Annotated in this window: 19 protein-coding genes; 12 read left to right on the top strand and 7 right to left on the bottom strand. The window is 41.2% G+C overall.

The annotated features are described in order from the left end of the window. The 4 genes from OCV73_RS07880 to OCV73_RS07865 form a co-directional block, all read right to left on the bottom strand. The coding region (locus OCV73_RS07880) for a LamG domain-containing protein (RefSeq protein WP_147551051.1) at window positions 1-459 on the bottom strand (459 nt) is incomplete at its 3' end. Beyond that, complete coding sequence (locus OCV73_RS07875; protein ID WP_147551049.1) at window positions 456-1,148, bottom strand: hypothetical protein; 693 nt, start codon at window positions 1,146-1,148, stop codon at window positions 456-458. The genes OCV73_RS07880 and OCV73_RS07875, both read right to left, overlap by 4 nt. Window positions 1,149-1,152: 4 nt before the next feature. Beyond that, window positions 1,153-1,497 carry a hypothetical protein gene (locus OCV73_RS07870; RefSeq protein ID WP_147551047.1) on the bottom strand — a complete coding sequence of 115 codons (345 nt, stop codon included), beginning with the start codon at window positions 1,495-1,497 and terminating at the stop codon, window positions 1,153-1,155. Window positions 1,498-1,523: 26 nt separating this feature from the next. Continuing rightward, the gene (locus OCV73_RS07865) at window positions 1,524-1,805 is read right to left on the bottom strand and encodes a hypothetical protein (RefSeq protein ID WP_147551045.1); all 282 of its coding nucleotides are present in this window, start codon (window positions 1,803-1,805) and stop codon (window positions 1,524-1,526) included. Between the two features lie 227 nt (window positions 1,806-2,032). Between OCV73_RS07865 and OCV73_RS07860 the strand changes: the two genes are divergently transcribed. The 11 genes from OCV73_RS07860 to OCV73_RS07810 all read left to right on the top strand — a co-directional run bounded on the left by OCV73_RS07860 (window position 2,033) and on the right by OCV73_RS07810 (window position 12,911). Next, entirely contained in the window at window positions 2,033-2,401 is a 369-nt protein-coding gene (locus tag OCV73_RS07860) for a MarR family winged helix-turn-helix transcriptional regulator (RefSeq protein ID WP_147551043.1), read from the top strand. Continuing rightward, the gene (locus OCV73_RS07855) at window positions 2,398-2,607 is read left to right on the top strand and encodes a DUF6132 family protein (protein ID WP_147551041.1); all 210 of its coding nucleotides are present in this window, start codon (window positions 2,398-2,400) and stop codon (window positions 2,605-2,607) included. The genes OCV73_RS07860 and OCV73_RS07855 overlap by 4 nt, the downstream gene beginning before the upstream one ends. After that, on the top strand, window positions 2,604-3,095 hold the full coding sequence (trxA, locus tag OCV73_RS07850) for a thioredoxin (RefSeq protein ID WP_262512914.1): 492 nt from the start codon (window positions 2,604-2,606) through the stop codon (window positions 3,093-3,095). The genes OCV73_RS07855 and trxA overlap by 4 nt, the downstream gene beginning before the upstream one ends. A 200-nt stretch (window positions 3,096-3,295) precedes the next feature. After that, the gene (locus OCV73_RS07845) at window positions 3,296-6,061 is read left to right on the top strand and encodes a TonB-dependent receptor (protein WP_147551039.1); all 2,766 of its coding nucleotides are present in this window, start codon (window positions 3,296-3,298) and stop codon (window positions 6,059-6,061) included. Between the two features lie 18 nt (window positions 6,062-6,079). After that, window positions 6,080-7,279: a DUF4876 domain-containing protein gene (locus OCV73_RS07840; RefSeq protein WP_147551037.1), complete on the top strand. Its 1,200-nt coding sequence runs from the start codon at window positions 6,080-6,082 to the stop codon at window positions 7,277-7,279. 13 nt (window positions 7,280-7,292) lie between these two features. Next, window positions 7,293-8,825, top strand: a complete 1,533-nt coding sequence (locus OCV73_RS07835) for a DUF6850 family outer membrane beta-barrel protein (RefSeq protein WP_147551035.1) — start codon at window positions 7,293-7,295, stop codon at window positions 8,823-8,825. Between the two features lie 24 nt (window positions 8,826-8,849). Further along, on the top strand, window positions 8,850-9,734 hold the full coding sequence (locus tag OCV73_RS07830) for an ABC transporter ATP-binding protein (protein WP_147551033.1): 885 nt from the start codon (window positions 8,850-8,852) through the stop codon (window positions 9,732-9,734). Window positions 9,735-9,752: 18 nt separating this feature from the next. Then, the gene (locus OCV73_RS07825; protein WP_147551031.1) at window positions 9,753-10,424 is read left to right on the top strand and encodes a hypothetical protein; all 672 of its coding nucleotides are present in this window, start codon (window positions 9,753-9,755) and stop codon (window positions 10,422-10,424) included. Between the two features lie 24 nt (window positions 10,425-10,448). After that, window positions 10,449-11,663 carry a DUF4857 domain-containing protein gene (locus OCV73_RS07820; protein WP_147551029.1) on the top strand — a complete coding sequence of 405 codons (1,215 nt, stop codon included), beginning with the start codon at window positions 10,449-10,451 and terminating at the stop codon, window positions 11,661-11,663. A gap of 72 nt (window positions 11,664-11,735) precedes the next feature. Next, on the top strand, window positions 11,736-12,326 hold the full coding sequence (locus OCV73_RS07815) for an OB-fold nucleic acid binding domain-containing protein (RefSeq protein WP_147551027.1): 591 nt from the start codon (window positions 11,736-11,738) through the stop codon (window positions 12,324-12,326). Between the two features lie 3 nt (window positions 12,327-12,329). After that, window positions 12,330-12,911 carry a PepSY-associated TM helix domain-containing protein gene (locus OCV73_RS07810; RefSeq protein ID WP_147551025.1) on the top strand — a complete coding sequence of 194 codons (582 nt, stop codon included), beginning with the start codon at window positions 12,330-12,332 and terminating at the stop codon, window positions 12,909-12,911. 71 nt (window positions 12,912-12,982) lie between these two features. On the opposite strand, the gene araJ is transcribed toward OCV73_RS07810, so the two are convergent. Beyond that, window positions 12,983-14,137 carry an MFS transporter AraJ gene (gene araJ / locus OCV73_RS07805; protein ID WP_147551023.1) on the bottom strand — a complete coding sequence of 385 codons (1,155 nt, stop codon included), beginning with the start codon at window positions 14,135-14,137 and terminating at the stop codon, window positions 12,983-12,985. Window positions 14,138-14,320: 183 nt separating this feature from the next. On the opposite strand from araJ, the gene OCV73_RS07800 reads away from it, so the two are divergent. Next, the gene (locus OCV73_RS07800) at window positions 14,321-15,085 is read left to right on the top strand and encodes an EFR1 family ferrodoxin (RefSeq protein WP_147551021.1); all 765 of its coding nucleotides are present in this window, start codon (window positions 14,321-14,323) and stop codon (window positions 15,083-15,085) included. 75 nt (window positions 15,086-15,160) lie between these two features. Here OCV73_RS07800 and OCV73_RS07795 read toward each other — a convergent pair whose 3' ends face one another. After that, window positions 15,161-16,354 (bottom strand): pyridoxal phosphate-dependent aminotransferase, encoded by a 1,194-nt coding sequence (locus tag OCV73_RS07795; RefSeq protein ID WP_147551019.1) that lies wholly within the window; start codon window positions 16,352-16,354, stop codon window positions 15,161-15,163. A gap of 110 nt (window positions 16,355-16,464) precedes the next feature. Further along, on the bottom strand, window positions 16,465-18,432 hold the full coding sequence (porE, locus tag OCV73_RS07790; protein ID WP_147551017.1) for a PorE family type IX secretion system protein: 1,968 nt from the start codon (window positions 18,430-18,432) through the stop codon (window positions 16,465-16,467). Window positions 18,433-18,457 lie beyond the last annotated feature (25 nt).

Raw genomic sequence — 18,457 nt, 5'->3', positions numbered from 1 at the left:
GAAAGAATAGATGTTACCCGTCCATCCTTCCGTTTTGTCAGTCGAACCGCTAAATAGTTCGCTACCATCTATTAAATGATTCCAGATATACGACTTATTTCCGTTTTGCGATGCCAATACACCGTCAATATACATTTTACCCCCGGTTTCATCTATCACATAAACCATGTGATACGTCTTTCCCAGCTTGATATCAAAGGGAAACCTTGTATCCTCTGAGGCTGCTCCATCCCTCGTAGGATTATAGAAGTATTTCCCAGGTACATGATACGCCAGATAGGTATTATTGTTAGTTGCCGTACTCCATATTATAGGAACATATGAATTGAAAGAATCGACACGGAAAATAAATTCTACGGAAAAAGACTTCATCTGTTCCCCTTTACCCAAAAACACCCTGTTATCAAAACGAAAGGTATTATTTATCCCATATCTCGAAAATTTACTTATCATGTTCATAATACAACAGGTTCTTTAAAGGTTACCAGTGCCAATAATTTCGTAGGATCTTGCACGCATATTTTAAATTCTACATGATAAACCCCGGGCTGGGAAAAATCGGGGGTTTCCAGCCACACAATATGATCCGGGAATATAATTTGTGATACGACTATCTGATTTATGATTAACCTTTTGTTCAAATCAAAACGATCGTCAAAGAAGATATCCAATTTCGTGTCTTCTTTTACTCCCACAATATAAAATCCGTTTTCTTGTGTAAACTCGACAAGTCCCTCTCTTACTTTTTTAGGTGCGAACAATTCTATAGAAACAGCACCGCCGTTTTTCACTATATCCACAAAAGAATTTCCGTCCCAACGATATAATCTACCATCCGATATATTCATGTAGATGGCATCATTATAAGGTACATAATATTTAAATTTCAAACTTCCGGTTACTTGATTTTTTGCAATAACTTCTTGTATTTCCCGGGTATCGGTCAAATACCATCGCTGTCCTATTTCAGCATTCAATATCGCAATGTTCGATTCTAAAAATTCCTGTATCTCCACTACGGCAGATTTCAACAACCCCGAAACATCCCCCACTGTAGTTTTGTAATCTTTTCCTTCCTGAACCAAATGCAATTCGGCATCCGGTTTCAGTTCCGGAACTTTCATAAATTGTGTTATATTCTTATCCATATATCTATATTATTGTAATATACCCTCCATCCATTGTAAGGATATCGTAACCATCCATCTGAACAATATTTTCCAAGGAATTTATCAACCGGATTTCCATATCTCCCAATATCCAATTCTCAATATGCAAGGTCTCATAACCATGCTTCTCTACATCAAGTATATATTCGCAACCTATCTCTCCTTCCAGTATGGCATTCCCACAATCGTCAGTTATTGTACGGAAAACATCGGTACCTCGTCTGAGAGTAACGGTTGCAAAGCCTATATTAACGGCTGGAAAATCATCTTTCCTCACATTAATCAGGACTGTATCTTTTGTACTGTTTCCCGATCGCGGCTTATGCATCAGCCGGCCTGTTATCATCATACACATTATCTCACATTCATCAGGTTGGCAGTCCCCTCAATAATAATCTCCTTACATCCGCGCATTGAGAAATATTCCACACATCCCTTCGGAATAAGAACTCCCACACTGTCTTTATCACCAGAACCTTTCACACGGCATTCTGTAATAGCGCATATACGTATTACATTGGACAAAGGAGTTACTCTAATATCACTTACATCCCTGGAAGGTCCCAGAGTTATGCACGGTATGGGATAACCACTGTTGTCATACGCCATGGAGACATAATTTTCTTTATTTTCCATTTTTTGAGTTTTTAATATTCATTACGGGTACAATAGTAGTATCGGGATCTGCTCTTTTTATGTGATAGATTTGAAATCGGATTGTTTCTTCTTTATGAATAAGAATTATCAGAATACATCTTATCCGGATCTTTTAACATTATTATTTAATCTTTCTTGTCCGAGAATTTGTTTTATAACAAACAATAGTTACCTTTGCAATATATTTCTAATGGAAAATATTTATTATGGAAACTATATGTGTCATACGAGACATTTTCCGGGCCATTCAGCACTTCGAAGATAATTTCATTAAAGTACACGGCCTGTGTCTCAACGAAGCTATTATCCTATGCTGTCTGGCAAAAGGAGAATTATCGGCTACAGCAATTGTGGAAGAAACTGGAATGACTACATCCCACACCTCCAAAATGCTGAGATCGGTAGAAGAAAAAGAATTAGTAGAACGGAAACTGGGGCAAAAAGATAAACGGCAAATGTATTTCCATCTGACCGATAAAGGAAAGCAAAGCCTCGAAAACATGAAATGTGGAAGCGTGGCAGTCCCGGAAGTATTAAAACCTATTTTCAATAAAAAATGCAACAAATTATTATGAATAAAATTAAAACTTATATCAAAAATAATCTCCTCACTTTTACAGGATTCGTTATAGGAGCATTTCTCGGATGGTTATATTGGTTCTACATAGGATGCTCAAGCGGCACCTGTCCCATTTCATCCACCTGGTTAGGTACCTCATTATTCGGAGGACTTATCGGCGCACTCCTGTTAAGTTCAATAAAAATAAAAAAGAAACAATGAAAAAAAGCAAAAGAATGATGGCAGTTTTAATAACTGTCATATGCGGAGCTCTCTTTATTGCCGGAGCTGCCACACAACAAAACAAGAAAACAACAAAAGAAACTACTAAAACTGAAAAGAAAATGGGAACAAAACATTTAACAAAAGCAGAATTCCTTACTAAGGTTGCTAACTTCGAAGCAAACCCCAAGGAATGGAAATATCTAGGAAACAAACCGTGTATCATAGATTTTTATGCTACCTGGTGCGGACCCTGTAAAGCAGTTGCCCCTGTTCTTGAAGAACTGGCCGAAGAATATGCAGGAAAAATCGATATTTATAAAGTTGATGTAGATCAGGAGCAAGAGTTAGCCGGAGCATTCGGCATACGTAGCGTTCCTTCCATTTTATTCGTACCCATGGACGGACAACCTCAAATGGCCATGGGAGCTATGAGTAAAGCCGATTTCAAAAAAGCAATAGAAGAAATATTGCTGCCCCAAAAATAGAGTCACAATCCCTATAACAGATCCCCTGATTGTTCCATTTTACAATCAGGGGATTTTATTTCTACGGTATACCTAACTTTAGCGATAACACCCGGCAATTATACCTATTATATGGTATTTCCCATGAAAATATAAATTAGTCTCTTTGCAGGTAATGAAAATTATATATACGAAAAGTATATAAAGAGACTCATGCAATAATGAAAATACGGATTGTATTATTCTTACTGATAATAATAACAGGGGGCTTTACACCGGCACATTCACAATCCGGCGGTAAAGAAATAAGCGTATCCATTATTGTTAAAGACCAAAACAACCGTTCTCTCCTGGAATTCGCCTCAATACTGTTCAAAGGAGGATCCAAACAATACTCAGGTATCGCGGACTCTTCCGGCAAACGAACATTTACACATTTATCTCCAGGGAGTTATCTCTTATCCGTAACTTACTTAGGATATGAGCCACACAATAGAAAAATATATCTGACCGGAGACACGATCATCACGGTTCCATTGAAAAGCAATACTATCGCCATGCAAGACGTAGTAGTAACAGCTTCTGAATCCAAAGGTATAACAAGCGCCTCCCGGATCGATCGTAAAGCCATGGAGCACTTACAACCCTCCAGTTTTACCGATATCATGGAACTGCTGCCCGGAAATGTATCTTCCGATCCTGTTATGGGAAGTGCTAATCTTATTAAATTAAGAGAAGCCAACGGCAAAGGAATAACAGATTACAATATGACCTCCCTGGGTACCGCTTTCGTAATAGACGGCATACCTCAAAGTACCGATGCCAATATGCAATATACGGGTAATCCCTGGGAAACCGGTCGTAACACCACAGGAAAAGGAATTGACATGCGATCCATTTCGACAGACGACATAGAAAAGGTAGAAGTAATCAGGGGGATTCCATCCGTAGAATATGGAGACCTAACCAGCGGTTTAGTAAATATAGAAAGAAAAAAGGGAGGTAATTCGCTGGATGCCCGTTTCAAAGCGGACATGTATAGTAAACTTTTTTATGTCGGCAAGGGAGTGGAATTGCCGGACAAAGATTTCATGCTGAATATAGGTCTGGATTACCTGGATTCTAAAATAGACCCAAGAGACCGGTTACAAAAATTCAAACGGGTTACAAGTTCAATTCGTACCGAAAAGAAATGGAAAACTGGCGTCGTTCGGATAACTCTCAATTCAAACCTGAATTATTTCGGAACATTCGATCAGGAAGATACAGATCCCGACCTGAATACAAACGGTGCTATAGACCTGTATAAATCACGTAACAATAAAATCTCTTTAGGTAATACGCTTATACTATCGAACAGGAATAAAGGAGTATTCCGGACTTTGACTCTTTTCAGTTCATTAAGCGGAGAATGGGATCATATACATCAGGAAAAAACGGTAACGACCGACCGTATTTATGCCATTCCAGCAGCCACGGAGCAAGGAGCCCATAATGCCGGTTATCTGCCGGGTACTTACAACGCCGAACTTGATGTTTATGGTAATCCGTTCAATGCTTTTGTAAAAGCTCTCGCATTATTCAACATGAACAGTGAACGCACCACCAATATTTTAAAACTGGGAGGAGACTGGAACATGAACAAAAATTACGGAAAAGGACAGGTTTACGATCTTACACGCCCCGTCTCTCCTTCCACAAACAGCCGCCCCAGAGCTTTTAACGATATTCCTCCAGGACACACCTTCTCGGCCTTTGCCGAAGAAGCCACAAAAGTAAAAACAGGCAAGCACCGGTTCGACATCGTAACAGGATTACGTACCACCACTCTGTTAAACCTGAATAAACGATATGAACTATCGGGAAAATGGTATATAGATCCCCGTATAAATCTTAAATGGACATTCCCTGCTTTCAATATAGCAGGGAAAAAACTGGGTATAGAGTTATCCGGAGGAATCGGCTGGCATACTAAAATGCCGGTGCTGTCCTATCTTTATCCCGATCCGTATTATTATGACCTGATACAACTGAACTATTATCATAATAATCCGGAATACAGAAGATTAAATATTATGACATATATCACCGACAAGACAAATTACGCACTGGAAGCCGCACGGAACAAAAAGTGGGAATTACGGGCCGATTTCTCATTCGATGGGAACAGATTTTCCGTCACCTGGTTCAGAGAAGATATGAAATCGGGATTCCGGAATGCTGCCATACCGATTTCCTTCGCATATAAAAAGTATGATACCGGAAGTATAGACGCAAACAACATCACGGCGCCTCCCTGCGTAGAAGACCTGCCATTTTCCAGAGACACACTTCTGAACGTATCGGCATACACCACGAATGGCAGCCGCATGCTTAAAGAAGGAATCGAATTCCAATATTTATCCAAACGTTTTCCCGTCATACTCACGCGGCTTACTATAAACGGAGCCTGGTTCCGTACTACTTACCGGAACAGTGAGCCCATATATAAAAAACCGTCCGTCATTTTAAACGGCAAACAGTTACAATATGCAGGGCTCTACCACGATGACGACGGATATTTAAGAGAAAGTTTTAATACGAATTTTACATTCGATACCGATATTCCCCGTTTGAAAATGGGATTCTCCACCTCTATACAATGCATGTGGTTCTATACTACCCAGTCCATGTATAAGAGCGGAATACCTGCCAAATATATAGATGCATCCGGTACAGCATACGATTTTACCGAAGAATCGCATAAAGATACCTATTTACAACATCTCGTATATGTTTACGATGAAATCAATTTTAAACGCAGGACTATTCCTATAGAGGCAAATATCAATTTCAAAGCCACAAAAAAAATATGGCAGGATAAAATAGCTTTAGCCTTATTCGTAAACAAACTTATCAGTTACCACCCCGATTACATCATGATGGGAAACAAAATAAGAAGACAAAGCAGTCCTTATTTCGGGATGGAAATCAATTTTAAACTATAAACAATAAATTTAGGTATTATGAAACTAAGAAAATTATTCTCTTTTATGCAGTTCACCGCTCTGGCGATCTTGCTGACTGCATGTAGTGACGATGAAAACAACGTCAAAAAAGCAAATGCGATTCTTTACTTTTGCGCACCCGAATGGGTAGGAGAATCTTTTTCCTGGACTGAAGGAACAGCCATATTCACAGAGATCAACACAGATTCCAAAACGTCACTGGAGCTGACAAGCAACGATCAGGTAAATATACCGGAAGGTCTATACTCCATCTCAGTGGAAGGAAAAATCAAATATGGAGATAATACTACAAATGTCAGAGGCTCCAAAGAGAATCTGTTAATTAGTGCCCCTTCTACTACGATCGAGATAACCCTGTCTTACTATACGACATCTTCCGGTATCGTATTCCAGGAAATATATACGACAGGTTCTCCGAAATCAACCGGAACCGGAGGTCTTACCGGAGATAAATTCTTCAAACTGTATAACAATACGGATCATACTATTTATGCGGATGGTATCGCCTTGTTAGAAACTCCTATCCTTACTTCCGACGATTACGAATATACACCCGATCCTATCAAGAGTTCGTTCTATACACAAGTAGTATATGTGATACCGGGTAACGGAACACAATATCCTATCCTTCCGGGTAAATCCATCGTCATAGCCGATCAGGCAAATGATCATACCTCCAATAATGGCCTCGATTTACAAAATGCTGATTTCGAATGGTATGATGAAACCAGCACCGGGGCCGATACTGACAACCCGTCAGTTCCTAATTTAGACAAATGGTACAGTTATTCTCTCTCCATATGGACCCCTACAAATCAATGTAACCGGGCTTTCGGTATTGCACGTATCCCTGTAAGCAAAGAAGATTTTCTGAACGATTATTATCTGGAATGTACCTACATTCACCCGGCCAACGGCAAAACCATGAGCAAAAAAGGATATCTCGTTCCATCGGAATGGATACTCGATGCTGTAAATATGAGTGCCAAAAGCAATTTCAAAATGCTGGCGACACCCGTATCTGTGGATAAAAGTTATGCGTATGTAGCTACTACCATATCCGATAATAGCCGCTTTGGTAAAAGTATCATCCGCAAAGTTGCCGAAACGAAAGAAAACGGACGTGTAATTTTACAAGACACCAATGATTCTGCAAACGATTTCCAATGCGGAGTAACGGTTTCATACAAACAATAATCTCATTACCTGTATGAAAAAGCTATATTTAAATCTGCTTCTTTGTGGACTTTCTTTGTTCCCCGTCCTATTGTGGGGAGCAGGGAAAGACAGCATACAGGTTCTCAGCCGGCCGGAACAATACTTGTACGCTCCGGAAAAATTCTTCACGGCCGTATATAATAACCCGGCTACACATTTTTTTGCCCATGAATCGTCATTAACAAGACTCAGCATATATAGCACATACAATAAAAAAAACGGAACCTACTTGCTGCAGGAAGGAAACGGAAGTCAACTATTCGGAGCGGGCGTATCTTCATGGCTCAATTTATCGGGAAAAACCAAAGTATGGGGAAATGCAAGTTATATAACAGGAAAAAAGAGACAAATAAAATGGAATGAGACTTCTGATTTCGAATTATTATATCCATACGTCATGGCCGACACAATCGGAGGTGATCTGCAAACCGAACAATACCGGTTCTCAGGAGGTTACTCAGGGAAAGGAAGACTATTCACATGGGGGCTACAGGCCGCATACCGGGCTAAAATAGAATACAGAGACAGAGACCCAAGACCTAAAAACGTAGTATCGGACTTTAATATTGAAGCCGGGGGCTCTGTCCATACGGGGCCGTTATACATATTAGGAGTCGCGGGAGGAATACGCATTTACAATCAGGATAATGTACTCGATTTTTATTCTCCCAACGGTAATGTATATATTCACACGATGACCGGACTCGGAACCACTTATTCACGCTTTACCGGAGATAAGACAGATGTTCTGTATAAAGGTTTCGGATATCAGGCCGGATTGCAATGGCTCCCTGTAAAAGGTAACGGATGGCGGCTCACGGCCCAATACGATCGTCTTGATATAGACCGTCATCTGAAAAGCCATAATAATCTCGCACTTACAAGGCTAAACGACTCGCGAATAAAAGGCAGCATAGGATACCGGTACTATAACGGATATCACCGAAGCGCCGTTAAAGCAACAGGACTATATATGCACAGAAAAGGGATAGAAAACCTGTTCGGAAACGGAACCGGCAATATATACGACCAAATCGGAAACCGTTCACCCTACCTGGATAAACATATACATTTCCGGTTCGAGGGTTTATACGGACAATCATACAGTAACCGCTTTTCCTGGTTCCTGCAACCTTATGCCGCAATCCATCAAATGAATACGACATACAGTGAAAATCAACGGCAAATAAAAATAAACCGCATAACTTACGGAGTTAATGCTGAAATTGACAAGCAGTACCGGAAATCCTTTTTTCAGGCATCTTTCGGAACCTCTTACACACAAACCGGGAACAGCCTGCTATCACTCACCGGGCTCGATATGCAAAGTACGATGGGACAAATGATGCAAAATAATTATGACTGGTTACAGGCAAATAAAATTCAGACACATACAGGCATCCACTGGGAAACGGAAATAAAAGAAAACTGGAGCATTTATGCAGAAACTAATTATAAATATATCCATTACAGGAACGAAGGAAATTACCAACACGTCGAGATCACATGCGGCGTATGTTTCTGACGAAAGAATAACAATAATATAAAGATGGAAACAATCATCCAATGTGAAAATCTGACTCATTATTACGGAGACAGAAAAATATATGAGAATCTCGGTTTTGAGGTTCCGAAAGGCCACATACTGGGACTATTGGGAAAGAACGGAACCGGCAAAACAACTACTATCAATATCCTCATGGGATATCTGAAACCCCGCTCGGGCGTATGCCGCATATTCGGCGAAGATATCCAGTCTATGCACCCGGTTACCCGAGAACGTATAGCACTCCTCATCGAAGGACATGTGCAATACGCATTCATGAGCATTGAAGAAATTGAAAAATATTATTCCGCTTTTTATCCGCGCTGGAATAAAGAAGCTTACTATGAACTTATGAAGAAACTGAAGGTAGCCCCCCGTCAAAAAATTTCCCGTATGTCCTGCGGACAACGTTCACAAGTCGCATTAGGACTTATCCTCGCTCAAAATGCAGATCTGCTCGTTTTGGACGATTTTTCCCTGGGCCTCGACCCGGGATACCGCCGGTTGTTCACCGAATACCTGAGAGAATATGCCAAGGCCGAAAAGAAAACAATTTTTCTGACTTCTCATATCATACAGGATATGGAGCGGCTCATCGACGACTGCATCATCATGGATTACGGCCGGATACTGATCCAAAAACCCGTAAAAGAGCTTTTAGATACATTTACCCGCTACTCATTTAAAACGGGTAATCCCCAAAAGCTACCCTCCCATACCGATTTATATAACACTGCCGCCATACGGGATTCCGCCGAAACTTATTCGTTCATGCCGGAAGAATATATTATATCTATACTAAAAGAACAAAAAATAGAATATAGTGGCCTGAAAGCCGAGAAAATGAATCTCGAAGATACCTTCATAGGACTTACCGGCAAATATTAATTCATAAAACAAAGAATCATGACAAAAGCCATATTTCACAAAGAATGGATAAAGACTAAAGGCTATTTTTATATCATGCTGCTGGTCTCACTCTGCTTTACCGGTTATTCTCTGTTAAGAATGAACCGGGTAGTCTCTTTCAAGGGAGCAGACCATATATGGGCTCTCTTGCTTACACGGGATACGATATTTATCGAAACACTAAAATACCTGCCCCTGGCCATAGGAGCCACACTCGCCGCTGCTCAATTCATACCGGAAATGCAGCAGAAAAGACTGAAACTTACGTTACATCTGCCTTATCCCCAGCAACAGATGATCCTGTTTATGCTTCTGGCAGGAGTCATACAGCTCTTAGTTATCTTTTTAGTTCAATACATCGTTTTATGGATATATCTGAAACAAATAATAGCGGCCGAATTAGTTTCAAGAATATTACTGACCGCTTCTATATGGTATATCGGCGGATTAGTCCTCTACCTGCTCACCGCATGGATATGCCTGGAACCGACCTGGAAAATACGGATTATAAATCTATTGCTGACTGCCGGAATCATACGCATTTTATTTCTACAGGACACGCCGGAAGCCTATAACGGTTTTCTTCTCTCATTGATCATCTTCACGCTCTTGTGTACAGTATTGTCATTGCGGTCGGTCATTCGCTTTAAAGAAGGATGCCAGGATTGATACGAATTTAAAATAAACAAAACAATGAAACTATTCAGTAAAATATTTTTCTATTTTATCGCTACGATATTACTGGCATGGCTGCTGCCCTGGCTATATAAATTCACAACTGCCGAGCCGTATAACGAACCATTTACGTTATATAGTTGCATTACCCACCGCTTTGCATCGGTCGAAAGAGATAAGGATAACGGGAGCGTCTATAAAGATGCGAATGGAACCATCTACTCCACAGAACAATTCGATTCCATCATGCCTATGTTTTTTTACCGTCAGTTAGCTTCGAAAGAAAAACTACCCGATTCTATAAACGGGAGGGAAATATCTCCTAAAATGATCCGTCATGAGAATTTTACTTATCGCATATCTCCCCGCGACATGAATGTTATAAGCCCCGAATTATGGATGATCATGGAATCTATGCCGGACCGTGTAGACCTCAAAGATCCGGAAGAAGCTTTCCGCATGAACGATAAAATCACTTTTCTCAACATGCGTACCAATCAGGTAAACCGGGAACGAAGCGAACTTTTTAATAAAATCATGAAGGCTAAAGGATTCGAATTCCCTGTACGGGAAATAAACGGAAATCCTACGCCCAAAAAAGAATATGACGAAGGATATCTTATGATTGATCATTTTTATAGAGTATACCATATAAAACAGATAAAAGGCCGTCCTTATGTAAAAGAAACCGGTGTGGATCCCGGCCTTAAAATGAAGCATGCATTTATTACGGAATTCAGTAACCGCAAATCACTGGGATTCCTAACCGACGCGAACGACCGTCTGTACGTCCTTGACTCTCAATATAACCTGCACCAACTCCCTGTAGGCACATTTAATCCCGAAACCGACAGAATGTCGATCATCGGGGATATGTTCTACTGGACTGTCAAAATTTCTACCGACAAAGGATACCGCATATATGCGCTGGACACCGGCTCATACTCTCTGGCAGACAAGCTGGAACGCAACTATACCAGCGATAAATTTGAAAAATTAGCGGATTACATATTTCCCTTCCAGTTATCCTTTACTTCCTCCGACGATAAACTGGCCTGTCCGAGGATCTCGGATATATCGTGCCAGGCATTTATTCTCAATGTGGTACTGGTCCTCCTTTTCATGGTTATATATCGTCGTAGGACACTGAAAGAAAATGCCATACCGATGGTCCTTATCCTGTTTCTGGGAATATTTCTGTTCCTTCCTTTGATTATTTGCAAACGACAATAAACCGAATTTAATTATATTTGCATACAGACTTATATATAAATAAATTACAATATACATTTAAAACATAATCCAATGAGAAAAATCAATTTTTTAGCAGTAGCTACAGCCGCTGCACTGGTATTTGCAGCAGTAAGTTGTTCTTCTAAAACAAAAGATACGAAACCGGAAAACACAGAACCTGTCATTTCGGCTGCATTACAAGTCGATGACGTATTCGCCGCTGCCGACAGTCTGGCCGGCCGGATAATTACGGTAGAAGGAGTTTGTACACACATATGCAAACACGGAGGAAAAAAACTGTTCCTGATGGGTAGCGACGATACCAAGACTTTACGGGCCGAAGGAGGGAAAGTTGGAAGCTTCCCTGCCGAAGTAGTCAATAATATCGTATCTGTTACCGGAACTTTGGTAGAAGACAGAATTGGAGAAACAGAAATCCAAAAAATGGAAGAACAGTATCAAACACAAAATGCGGCTCAGCACGGCGATAATAAAGAAGTGGGATGCGAAACGGAAAAAAAAGCCCAGGGCCAGCAAAATGTCAATACATTTGCCGATCGTATGAAAGATTACCGCGACCGCATAGCAGACCGAAAAACGAAAGAAGGTAAAGACTACCTCTCTTTCTATCATCTGGAAACCGAAAGTTATGAAATAAAATAAACCATGCCGGGAAAAGAAAACAAATATCATTTATTCAGAAAATGGATTCGCATCCTGCACCGCGACTTGTCGTTCTTTTTTGCTGGTGTAATTATTCTGTATGCCGTATCGGGGTTCATGCTCAATCATAAAAAAGACTTCAATTCCGACTACGACATTACTCAAAAACATTACACCATACAGGGCGATTTTCCTAAAGATAAGGCAAGATTTGACAAAGAATATGTCATTTCTTTACTATACGAACTGGGAGAAGAAAATAATTATACCAAACATTATTTTCCCCGCCCGGGAGAAATGAAAGTATTTATAAAAGGAGGTTCGTCTCTTCTCGTAAATACCACTACCGGAGAAGCTTATTACGAATCGGTCAAAAAACGGCCCGTATTGAGCAGCCTTAACCGGCTTCATTACAATCCCAACCGTAACTGGACTATTTTTTCCGACATATTCGCATTCTCCCTTATCATTATTACTCTTACAGGTATCTTTATGGTAAAAGGGAAAAAAGGATTACGGGGCCGAGGTGGTATCGAATTGCTGTTAGGCATTTTCATACCGCTGGCTTTCATTCTATGGGGATAATAATATAATCTATAAAAAACGGGAATTATAAATTCCCGTTTTTTATACATCCCTTACTTTCCGCTTCAAGCTTACGTGACCGAATGCCTCTCATACTTGCGATGGAATATCATAAGCAAAACAAATCCGGTAAAGGCGAAAGGAACTCCTATTAATGCCGGATACTGATATCCCAGACCTGCCTGTAAAGCCAAACCGCCGGAAAAAGCTCCTATAGCATTACCTAAATTGAATCCGACCTGTACACTGGCCGCCCCCAGCATTTCTCCTCCTTTGGAATAACGTATGAGCAAAACCTGCTGGGGACTCGATAAAGCGAACAGGCAAGCCGTACAGAGGCACATAAGCAAAACAGACAGCCATGATATCGATGCAAAGAGGAAAATAAGGAGCAAAATCACACAAATACATCCCTGTACATACGCGGCCACACGTCCCGGCGCATAACGGTCGGAAAGCCGTCCGCTTACCAAATTACCTACGACCATACCAAAACCTGCCAGAACCATCAGTAGAGTAATACTATGAGAAGGAAAACCAGAAACATGTGTTAACAAAGGATTTATATAACTGTACCAGCAAAATACACCTCCGTTCCCCAACATAGTGGCAACGATCAGCAGCCAGGGAGCCGGGGATTTTAAAAAACGAAACTGACCCTTAAATCCCGTATCGGGCAGATTCTCGACCTGAGGAACCCAGCGCCAGATATAATACAGAATCACTATCCCCCAACATCCGACCAGTAGGAACGTAACACGCCAGGAAATAGCCGCACTTAAAGAAGTTCCCAGAGGAACCCCGAACAAATTAGCTATAGTCATTCCCGCCACCATAATGGAAACAGCTTCCGAACCTTTACCATTATCGGCCAACTTTTCTGCAACAATGGAACCCACTCCAAAATATGCTCCATGAGGCAATCCCGAAATAAAACGGGCAAACAACATCATTCCGTAATTAGGAGACAGGGCTGCACATAAATTCCCGGCCATCACAATAGCAATGAGCACGAGCAATATCTTTTTCAGAGAATACCTGCGAGCCAGAATAAGAGCCGGGGCTCCTACGCAGACACCCAATGCATAAGCCGAAATAAAATTTCCGGCTTTAGGTACGCTGACATGTAAAGCCTTTGCTACGTCGGGTAGAATACCCATCATCACAAACTCGGCAATACCCAGTCCCAAGGTACCGAATGCCAACGCTATAAGACTCTTTTTCATATAACTTTTTATTTTTCGGTCGGCAAAGTTAGTATATCTTACCATAAAACAGCCTTCCTCCCGCCACATTTTTACAGAACAACCGATGTTGGTCTTTCAACAATATTCGAACATTCCTGTTTCATTATTCCTTATTTTTATTTTCCAACATTATTTCTTAACTTTGTTATAAATCGAAAGAATATGATATTTTATTTCACTGGTACCGGAAACTCCCGATGGGCGGCAACGGAAACCGCCAGATTACAAAATGAAAAACTTATCTTCATACCCGATGCCATCGATAAAGAACAATATACTTATACTCTCGGGGAAGAGGAAAAGATAGGATTCGTTTTTCCGGTTTATTCCTGGGCTCCTCCTGGCATCGTACGGGAATTCATAGAAAAACTGGAACTGAACGGCTACACCAGACAATATCTCTTTTTTATCAGCGTATGCGGAGACGATACAGGTCTCACCCGTAATATTTTTTGTAAGCATATACGCAGAAAAAACTGGAAATGCCAAGCCGGATTTTCACTTACCATGCCGAATAATTATATTCTCATGAAAGGTTTTGATACAGATAGCCCACGAATAGAAAAACAAAAGTTATCCGAATCGGTTCCATATCTGCAGGAGATAAACCGGGCTGTCCGGGAAAAAGAACATGTATTCCGTTGTAAAAAAGGCTCTTTTCCTTTTATCAAAACTTACCTGATCAGTCCTGTTTTTAACCGAGGAATCACAGCCAAGCCATTCCATACCGACGGTCGTTGCATCGCCTGCAAACGGTGCGAACATACATGTCCGGTACACAATATTACCGTCACCGACAAACCGGTCTGGGGGAAGAAATGCACTTCTTGCCTGGCCTGCATACACGTTTGTCCCGTCAAGACTATTCAATACGGTAAGCAGACACAACATAAGGGACGTTATCTGCATCCCGGTTTCGGAAAATGAATAAACTCTCCTTTAAATTAAATAAAAAAAGGGATAACTTATGCAAGCCATCCCTTTTTCATATATAAATCGACCTTATTTCAATTTAGCCAAAGCTTCTTTGATCCGGCGAAAAGCTTCTACCAAATTTTCATCCGAAGTAGCATAGGACAAACGAAGGTAACCGGGAGCACAGAAAGCGTCGCCCGAAACCGTAGCCACATGTCCTTTCTCCAACAAATACATAGCCAGATCGGAATCATTGGCGATCGTTCGTTCCCCATCGCTCTTACCGAAATAATAACTTACTTCAGGAAACAGATAAAAAGCTCCTTGAGGGTGATTGATACGGAAACCCGGAACATCCTGCGATAACTTTTCCACCAAGTCACGACGGCGTTCAAACGCTTTACGCATATCTTCGACACAAGTCTGATCTCCGGCAAAAGCGGCAACCGATGCTTTCTGAGCAATCGATGAAGGCCCCGACGTATATTGTCCCTGCAACTTGTTACATGCTTTCGCCACCCATAAAGGAGCCGCAATAAAACCTATCCGCCATCCGGTCATCGCATACGCTTTGGAAACGCCGTTCACAATAATGACGCGGTCGCGCACGGTTTCGAACTGTGCTATACTTTCATGTTTTCCTATATAATTGATATGCTCATATATTTCATCCGATATCACCAATACTTGAGGATGTTTTGCCAGCACATCGGCCAGGCCCTTCAATTCTTCACGGGAATATACGCTGCCTGTAGGATTGGAAGGAGAACAAAGTATCAGTAACTTAGTCTTTGGCGTAATGGCCGCCTCAAGCTGGCCGGGGGTCATTTTAAAGTCTTGTTCTATACCGGCAGAAACAATCACATTCTTTCCTTCGGCCAGTTTTACCATCTCTACATAACTTACCCACGCCGGAGCCGGGATTATCACTTCATCTCCGGCATTCACCAGACAAAGCACCGCATTACATATAGACTGTTTAGCTCCTCCCGATACGACGATCTGTTCAGGAGTAAAATCGAGATCGTTTTCCTTTTTCAATTTGGCACAAATAGCTTTTCTCAGGTCCATATATCCCGGAACGGGAGAATAAAAGGAGAAATTATCGTCTATCGCCTTCTTTGCAGCTTCTTTTATATGGCCGGGAGTATTGAAATCGGGTTCACCTACACTAAGATTGATAACGTCTACACCCTGAGCTTTTAGCTCGTTGCTTTTTTGCGACATGGCCAACGTTTGCGAAGGAGCAAGTGCAGCCAAACGATCCGAAACCTGGTTCATAAGATTATGTGTATTATTAGTTGGATTAAAGAATTTCGACCACAAAGATAAACAAAATTATGGTAAAACCAGTAATATCACAAACAAACTGACAGCATTTATTACGGCTTCTAATACAAATTGTAGGTAATAGAAAGAACCTGGAATTCCGTACGCCGGTTTATCTGGTTGGCAACTTCTTGGTCTTCGGGAGAAAGCTGAAGGATATATTCCTCCGTAAGAATGTCTCCTTCTTTAAACTGCGGATATTTCTCTGCCATCTTTTTATTTATGACCTTAGGAACACTTTCTCCATATCCTTTAGGAGAAATACGGCCCGTCTCTATGCCCGCGGCAATAAGATAATCGACAACAGATTTTGCCCTGCGGTCCGAAAGTTTCATATTATATTCATCGGAACCCTTCATATCGGTATGAGAAGCCAGCTCGATAGAAACATTAGGATTATCCTCTAATAATTTTACCAGATTATCCAGCGCTTCTTTCGATTCGGGCCGTAAAGTTGCTTTATCGAAATCATAAAAAATATTCTCTATTAAGACCGGCTTGGTAATAGAAGAAAGTATAAAGTTTACTTCGTATTCCGCATCTTCTTCTTCGGATCCTGAGGTAAATTCCTGCTTTTGATTCAAATATCCCCTGCATCCGGCCATCATCACATAACGCACTCCCCTGTCCAGTTTAAAACGGAAAGAACCGTCTTTTCGTCCCATCTCTTTCTGGTTGGAGCCGTCCTCTCCCACTATACGTATAACGGCATCCGGTACCGGCTCCTCGTCTTTATCAATAACCATACCGCTTATCCATACCTTGATAGAAGGTAGTTCGAAACTATATATGTGGTCATATCCTCGTGCATCATTCCTGTTGGAACTGAAAAAACCGGTTTCCTCCGGACCGAAAGTAATCCCGAAATCGTCCCCTTGAGAATTAACAGGATATTGCATATTCTCTATTTTCCATACACCATATTCATTCAACCTGGCTTTAAAAATATCCAGTCCCCCCATCCCGGGATGACCGTCCGATGAAAAATATAAATCACCGTCGGAACGTACGTAAGGAAACATCTCATTCCCCGGCGTATTTATCTGTACGCCCATATTTTCCAACGACCCGCCCTTGTCGGTCAAAGAAATACGCCAGATATCCTTTCCTCCGTAACCACCCGGCATATCGGAAGAAAAATAGAGATATTCCCCGTCGGGTGAAACGGCAGGATGTCCGTATGCCGAAAGTGTATCGGCTGTAATTTCATATTTTACCGGCGTACTCCACTTAGCACCTGAACGAGACGAGGTAAATATCTCTACCGATGTATCGGCGTTCGGTTCCCTCCGGGCTTTCGTCAGATACATGGTATTTCCGTCCGGACTAAAACTCACGATACCTTCGTCCAATTCAGTATTAACATCTCCTTCGATAGGTTCGGGCCTTTGCCAAGCTCCTTTTTCGTTCTTTTTAGAAAAATAGATATCATTATTCTTCGTACCGGTAATACTACTTTTATCTTTTCCCAGAGATTTTTCGGTAGACGAGGTAAAATAAATCTGATCGAACTCTTTTCCCAGATACATCGGAGCGCAATCGCTCCGTCTCGAATTGAACAGTTTATCTCTTTTTACAATATATCGGGTAGGATTATTTTTCCATTCCTGAGCCAGCTGGCAACCTTTTAACCCATTCTCAGCCAAAACATCACCCGGAGCTTTCTCCAGAAACATACGGTAATATTTTTCAGCTTCTTTATATTTCCCTTCATATTGAAGTTCTCGCGCCAGATAAAATATAGCCATGCTGTCGGGATAGTTATAACGGATAGCATTGCGATAAGCAGCCGAACTCCGGGGAGCGACATTGATGAGGCGGTAACAAGTTCCTATCTGATAGGCTACCTCGCCCCTCAAGGCTCGTTTTTCTTTTGAACGCAACTTATTATAGACTTTACGATAAGTATTCGCCGCATCGAAATACTCTCCTCTGGCAAATTGTTCATTTGCGACACTTAACTTGGCACCGCGGCACGAGGCCAAAAATACCAGCATCAGAGATATATAAAGGATGTTTTTTATCTTCATATCGTAAACCACGGAGCTACATAGC

The sequence above is a fragment of the Barnesiella propionica genome (genome assembly GCF_025567045.1).
Taxonomy (GTDB): Bacteria; Bacteroidota; Bacteroidia; order Bacteroidales; family Barnesiellaceae; genus Barnesiella_B; species Barnesiella_B propionica.
The sequence above is the reverse complement of the archived record's forward strand: the minus strand, read 5'-3'. Positions and strand labels throughout refer to the sequence as shown.

Excerpts from the sequence above, each read along its gene's own strand:
- OCV73_RS07815 (WP_147551027.1), top strand. The coding sequence starts at position 11,736 with ATGAGAAAAATCAATTTTTTAGCAGTAGCTACAGCCGCTGCACTGGTA.
- OCV73_RS07810 (WP_147551025.1), top strand. The coding sequence starts at position 12,330 with ATGCCGGGAAAAGAAAACAAATATCATTTATTCAGAAAATGGATTCGC.
- araJ (WP_147551023.1), bottom strand. The coding sequence starts at position 14,137 with ATGAAAAAGAGTCTTATAGCGTTGGCATTCGGTACCTTGGGACTGGGT.
- OCV73_RS07845 (WP_147551039.1), top strand. The coding sequence starts at position 3,296 with ATGAAAATACGGATTGTATTATTCTTACTGATAATAATAACAGGGGGC.
- OCV73_RS07840 (WP_147551037.1), top strand. The coding sequence starts at position 6,080 with ATGAAACTAAGAAAATTATTCTCTTTTATGCAGTTCACCGCTCTGGCG.
- OCV73_RS07865 (WP_147551045.1), bottom strand. The coding sequence starts at position 1,805 with ATGGAAAATAAAGAAAATTATGTCTCCATGGCGTATGACAACAGTGGT.
- OCV73_RS07855 (WP_147551041.1), top strand. The coding sequence starts at position 2,398 with ATGAATAAAATTAAAACTTATATCAAAAATAATCTCCTCACTTTTACA.
- OCV73_RS07820 (WP_147551029.1), top strand. The coding sequence starts at position 10,449 with ATGAAACTATTCAGTAAAATATTTTTCTATTTTATCGCTACGATATTA.
- OCV73_RS07870 (WP_147551047.1), bottom strand. The coding sequence starts at position 1,497 with ATGCATAAGCCGCGATCGGGAAACAGTACAAAAGATACAGTCCTGATT.
- trxA (WP_262512914.1), top strand. The coding sequence starts at position 2,604 with ATGAAAAAAAGCAAAAGAATGATGGCAGTTTTAATAACTGTCATATGC.
- OCV73_RS07830 (WP_147551033.1), top strand. The coding sequence starts at position 8,850 with ATGGAAACAATCATCCAATGTGAAAATCTGACTCATTATTACGGAGAC.
- OCV73_RS07860 (WP_147551043.1), top strand. The coding sequence starts at position 2,033 with ATGGAAACTATATGTGTCATACGAGACATTTTCCGGGCCATTCAGCAC.
- OCV73_RS07795 (WP_147551019.1), bottom strand. The coding sequence starts at position 16,354 with ATGAACCAGGTTTCGGATCGTTTGGCTGCACTTGCTCCTTCGCAAACG.
- OCV73_RS07800 (WP_147551021.1), top strand. The coding sequence starts at position 14,321 with ATGATATTTTATTTCACTGGTACCGGAAACTCCCGATGGGCGGCAACG.
- OCV73_RS07825 (WP_147551031.1), top strand. The coding sequence starts at position 9,753 with ATGACAAAAGCCATATTTCACAAAGAATGGATAAAGACTAAAGGCTAT.
- OCV73_RS07835 (WP_147551035.1), top strand. The coding sequence starts at position 7,293 with ATGAAAAAGCTATATTTAAATCTGCTTCTTTGTGGACTTTCTTTGTTC.
- porE (WP_147551017.1), bottom strand. The coding sequence starts at position 18,432 with ATGAAGATAAAAAACATCCTTTATATATCTCTGATGCTGGTATTTTTG.
- OCV73_RS07875 (WP_147551049.1), bottom strand. The coding sequence starts at position 1,148 with ATGGATAAGAATATAACACAATTTATGAAAGTTCCGGAACTGAAACCG.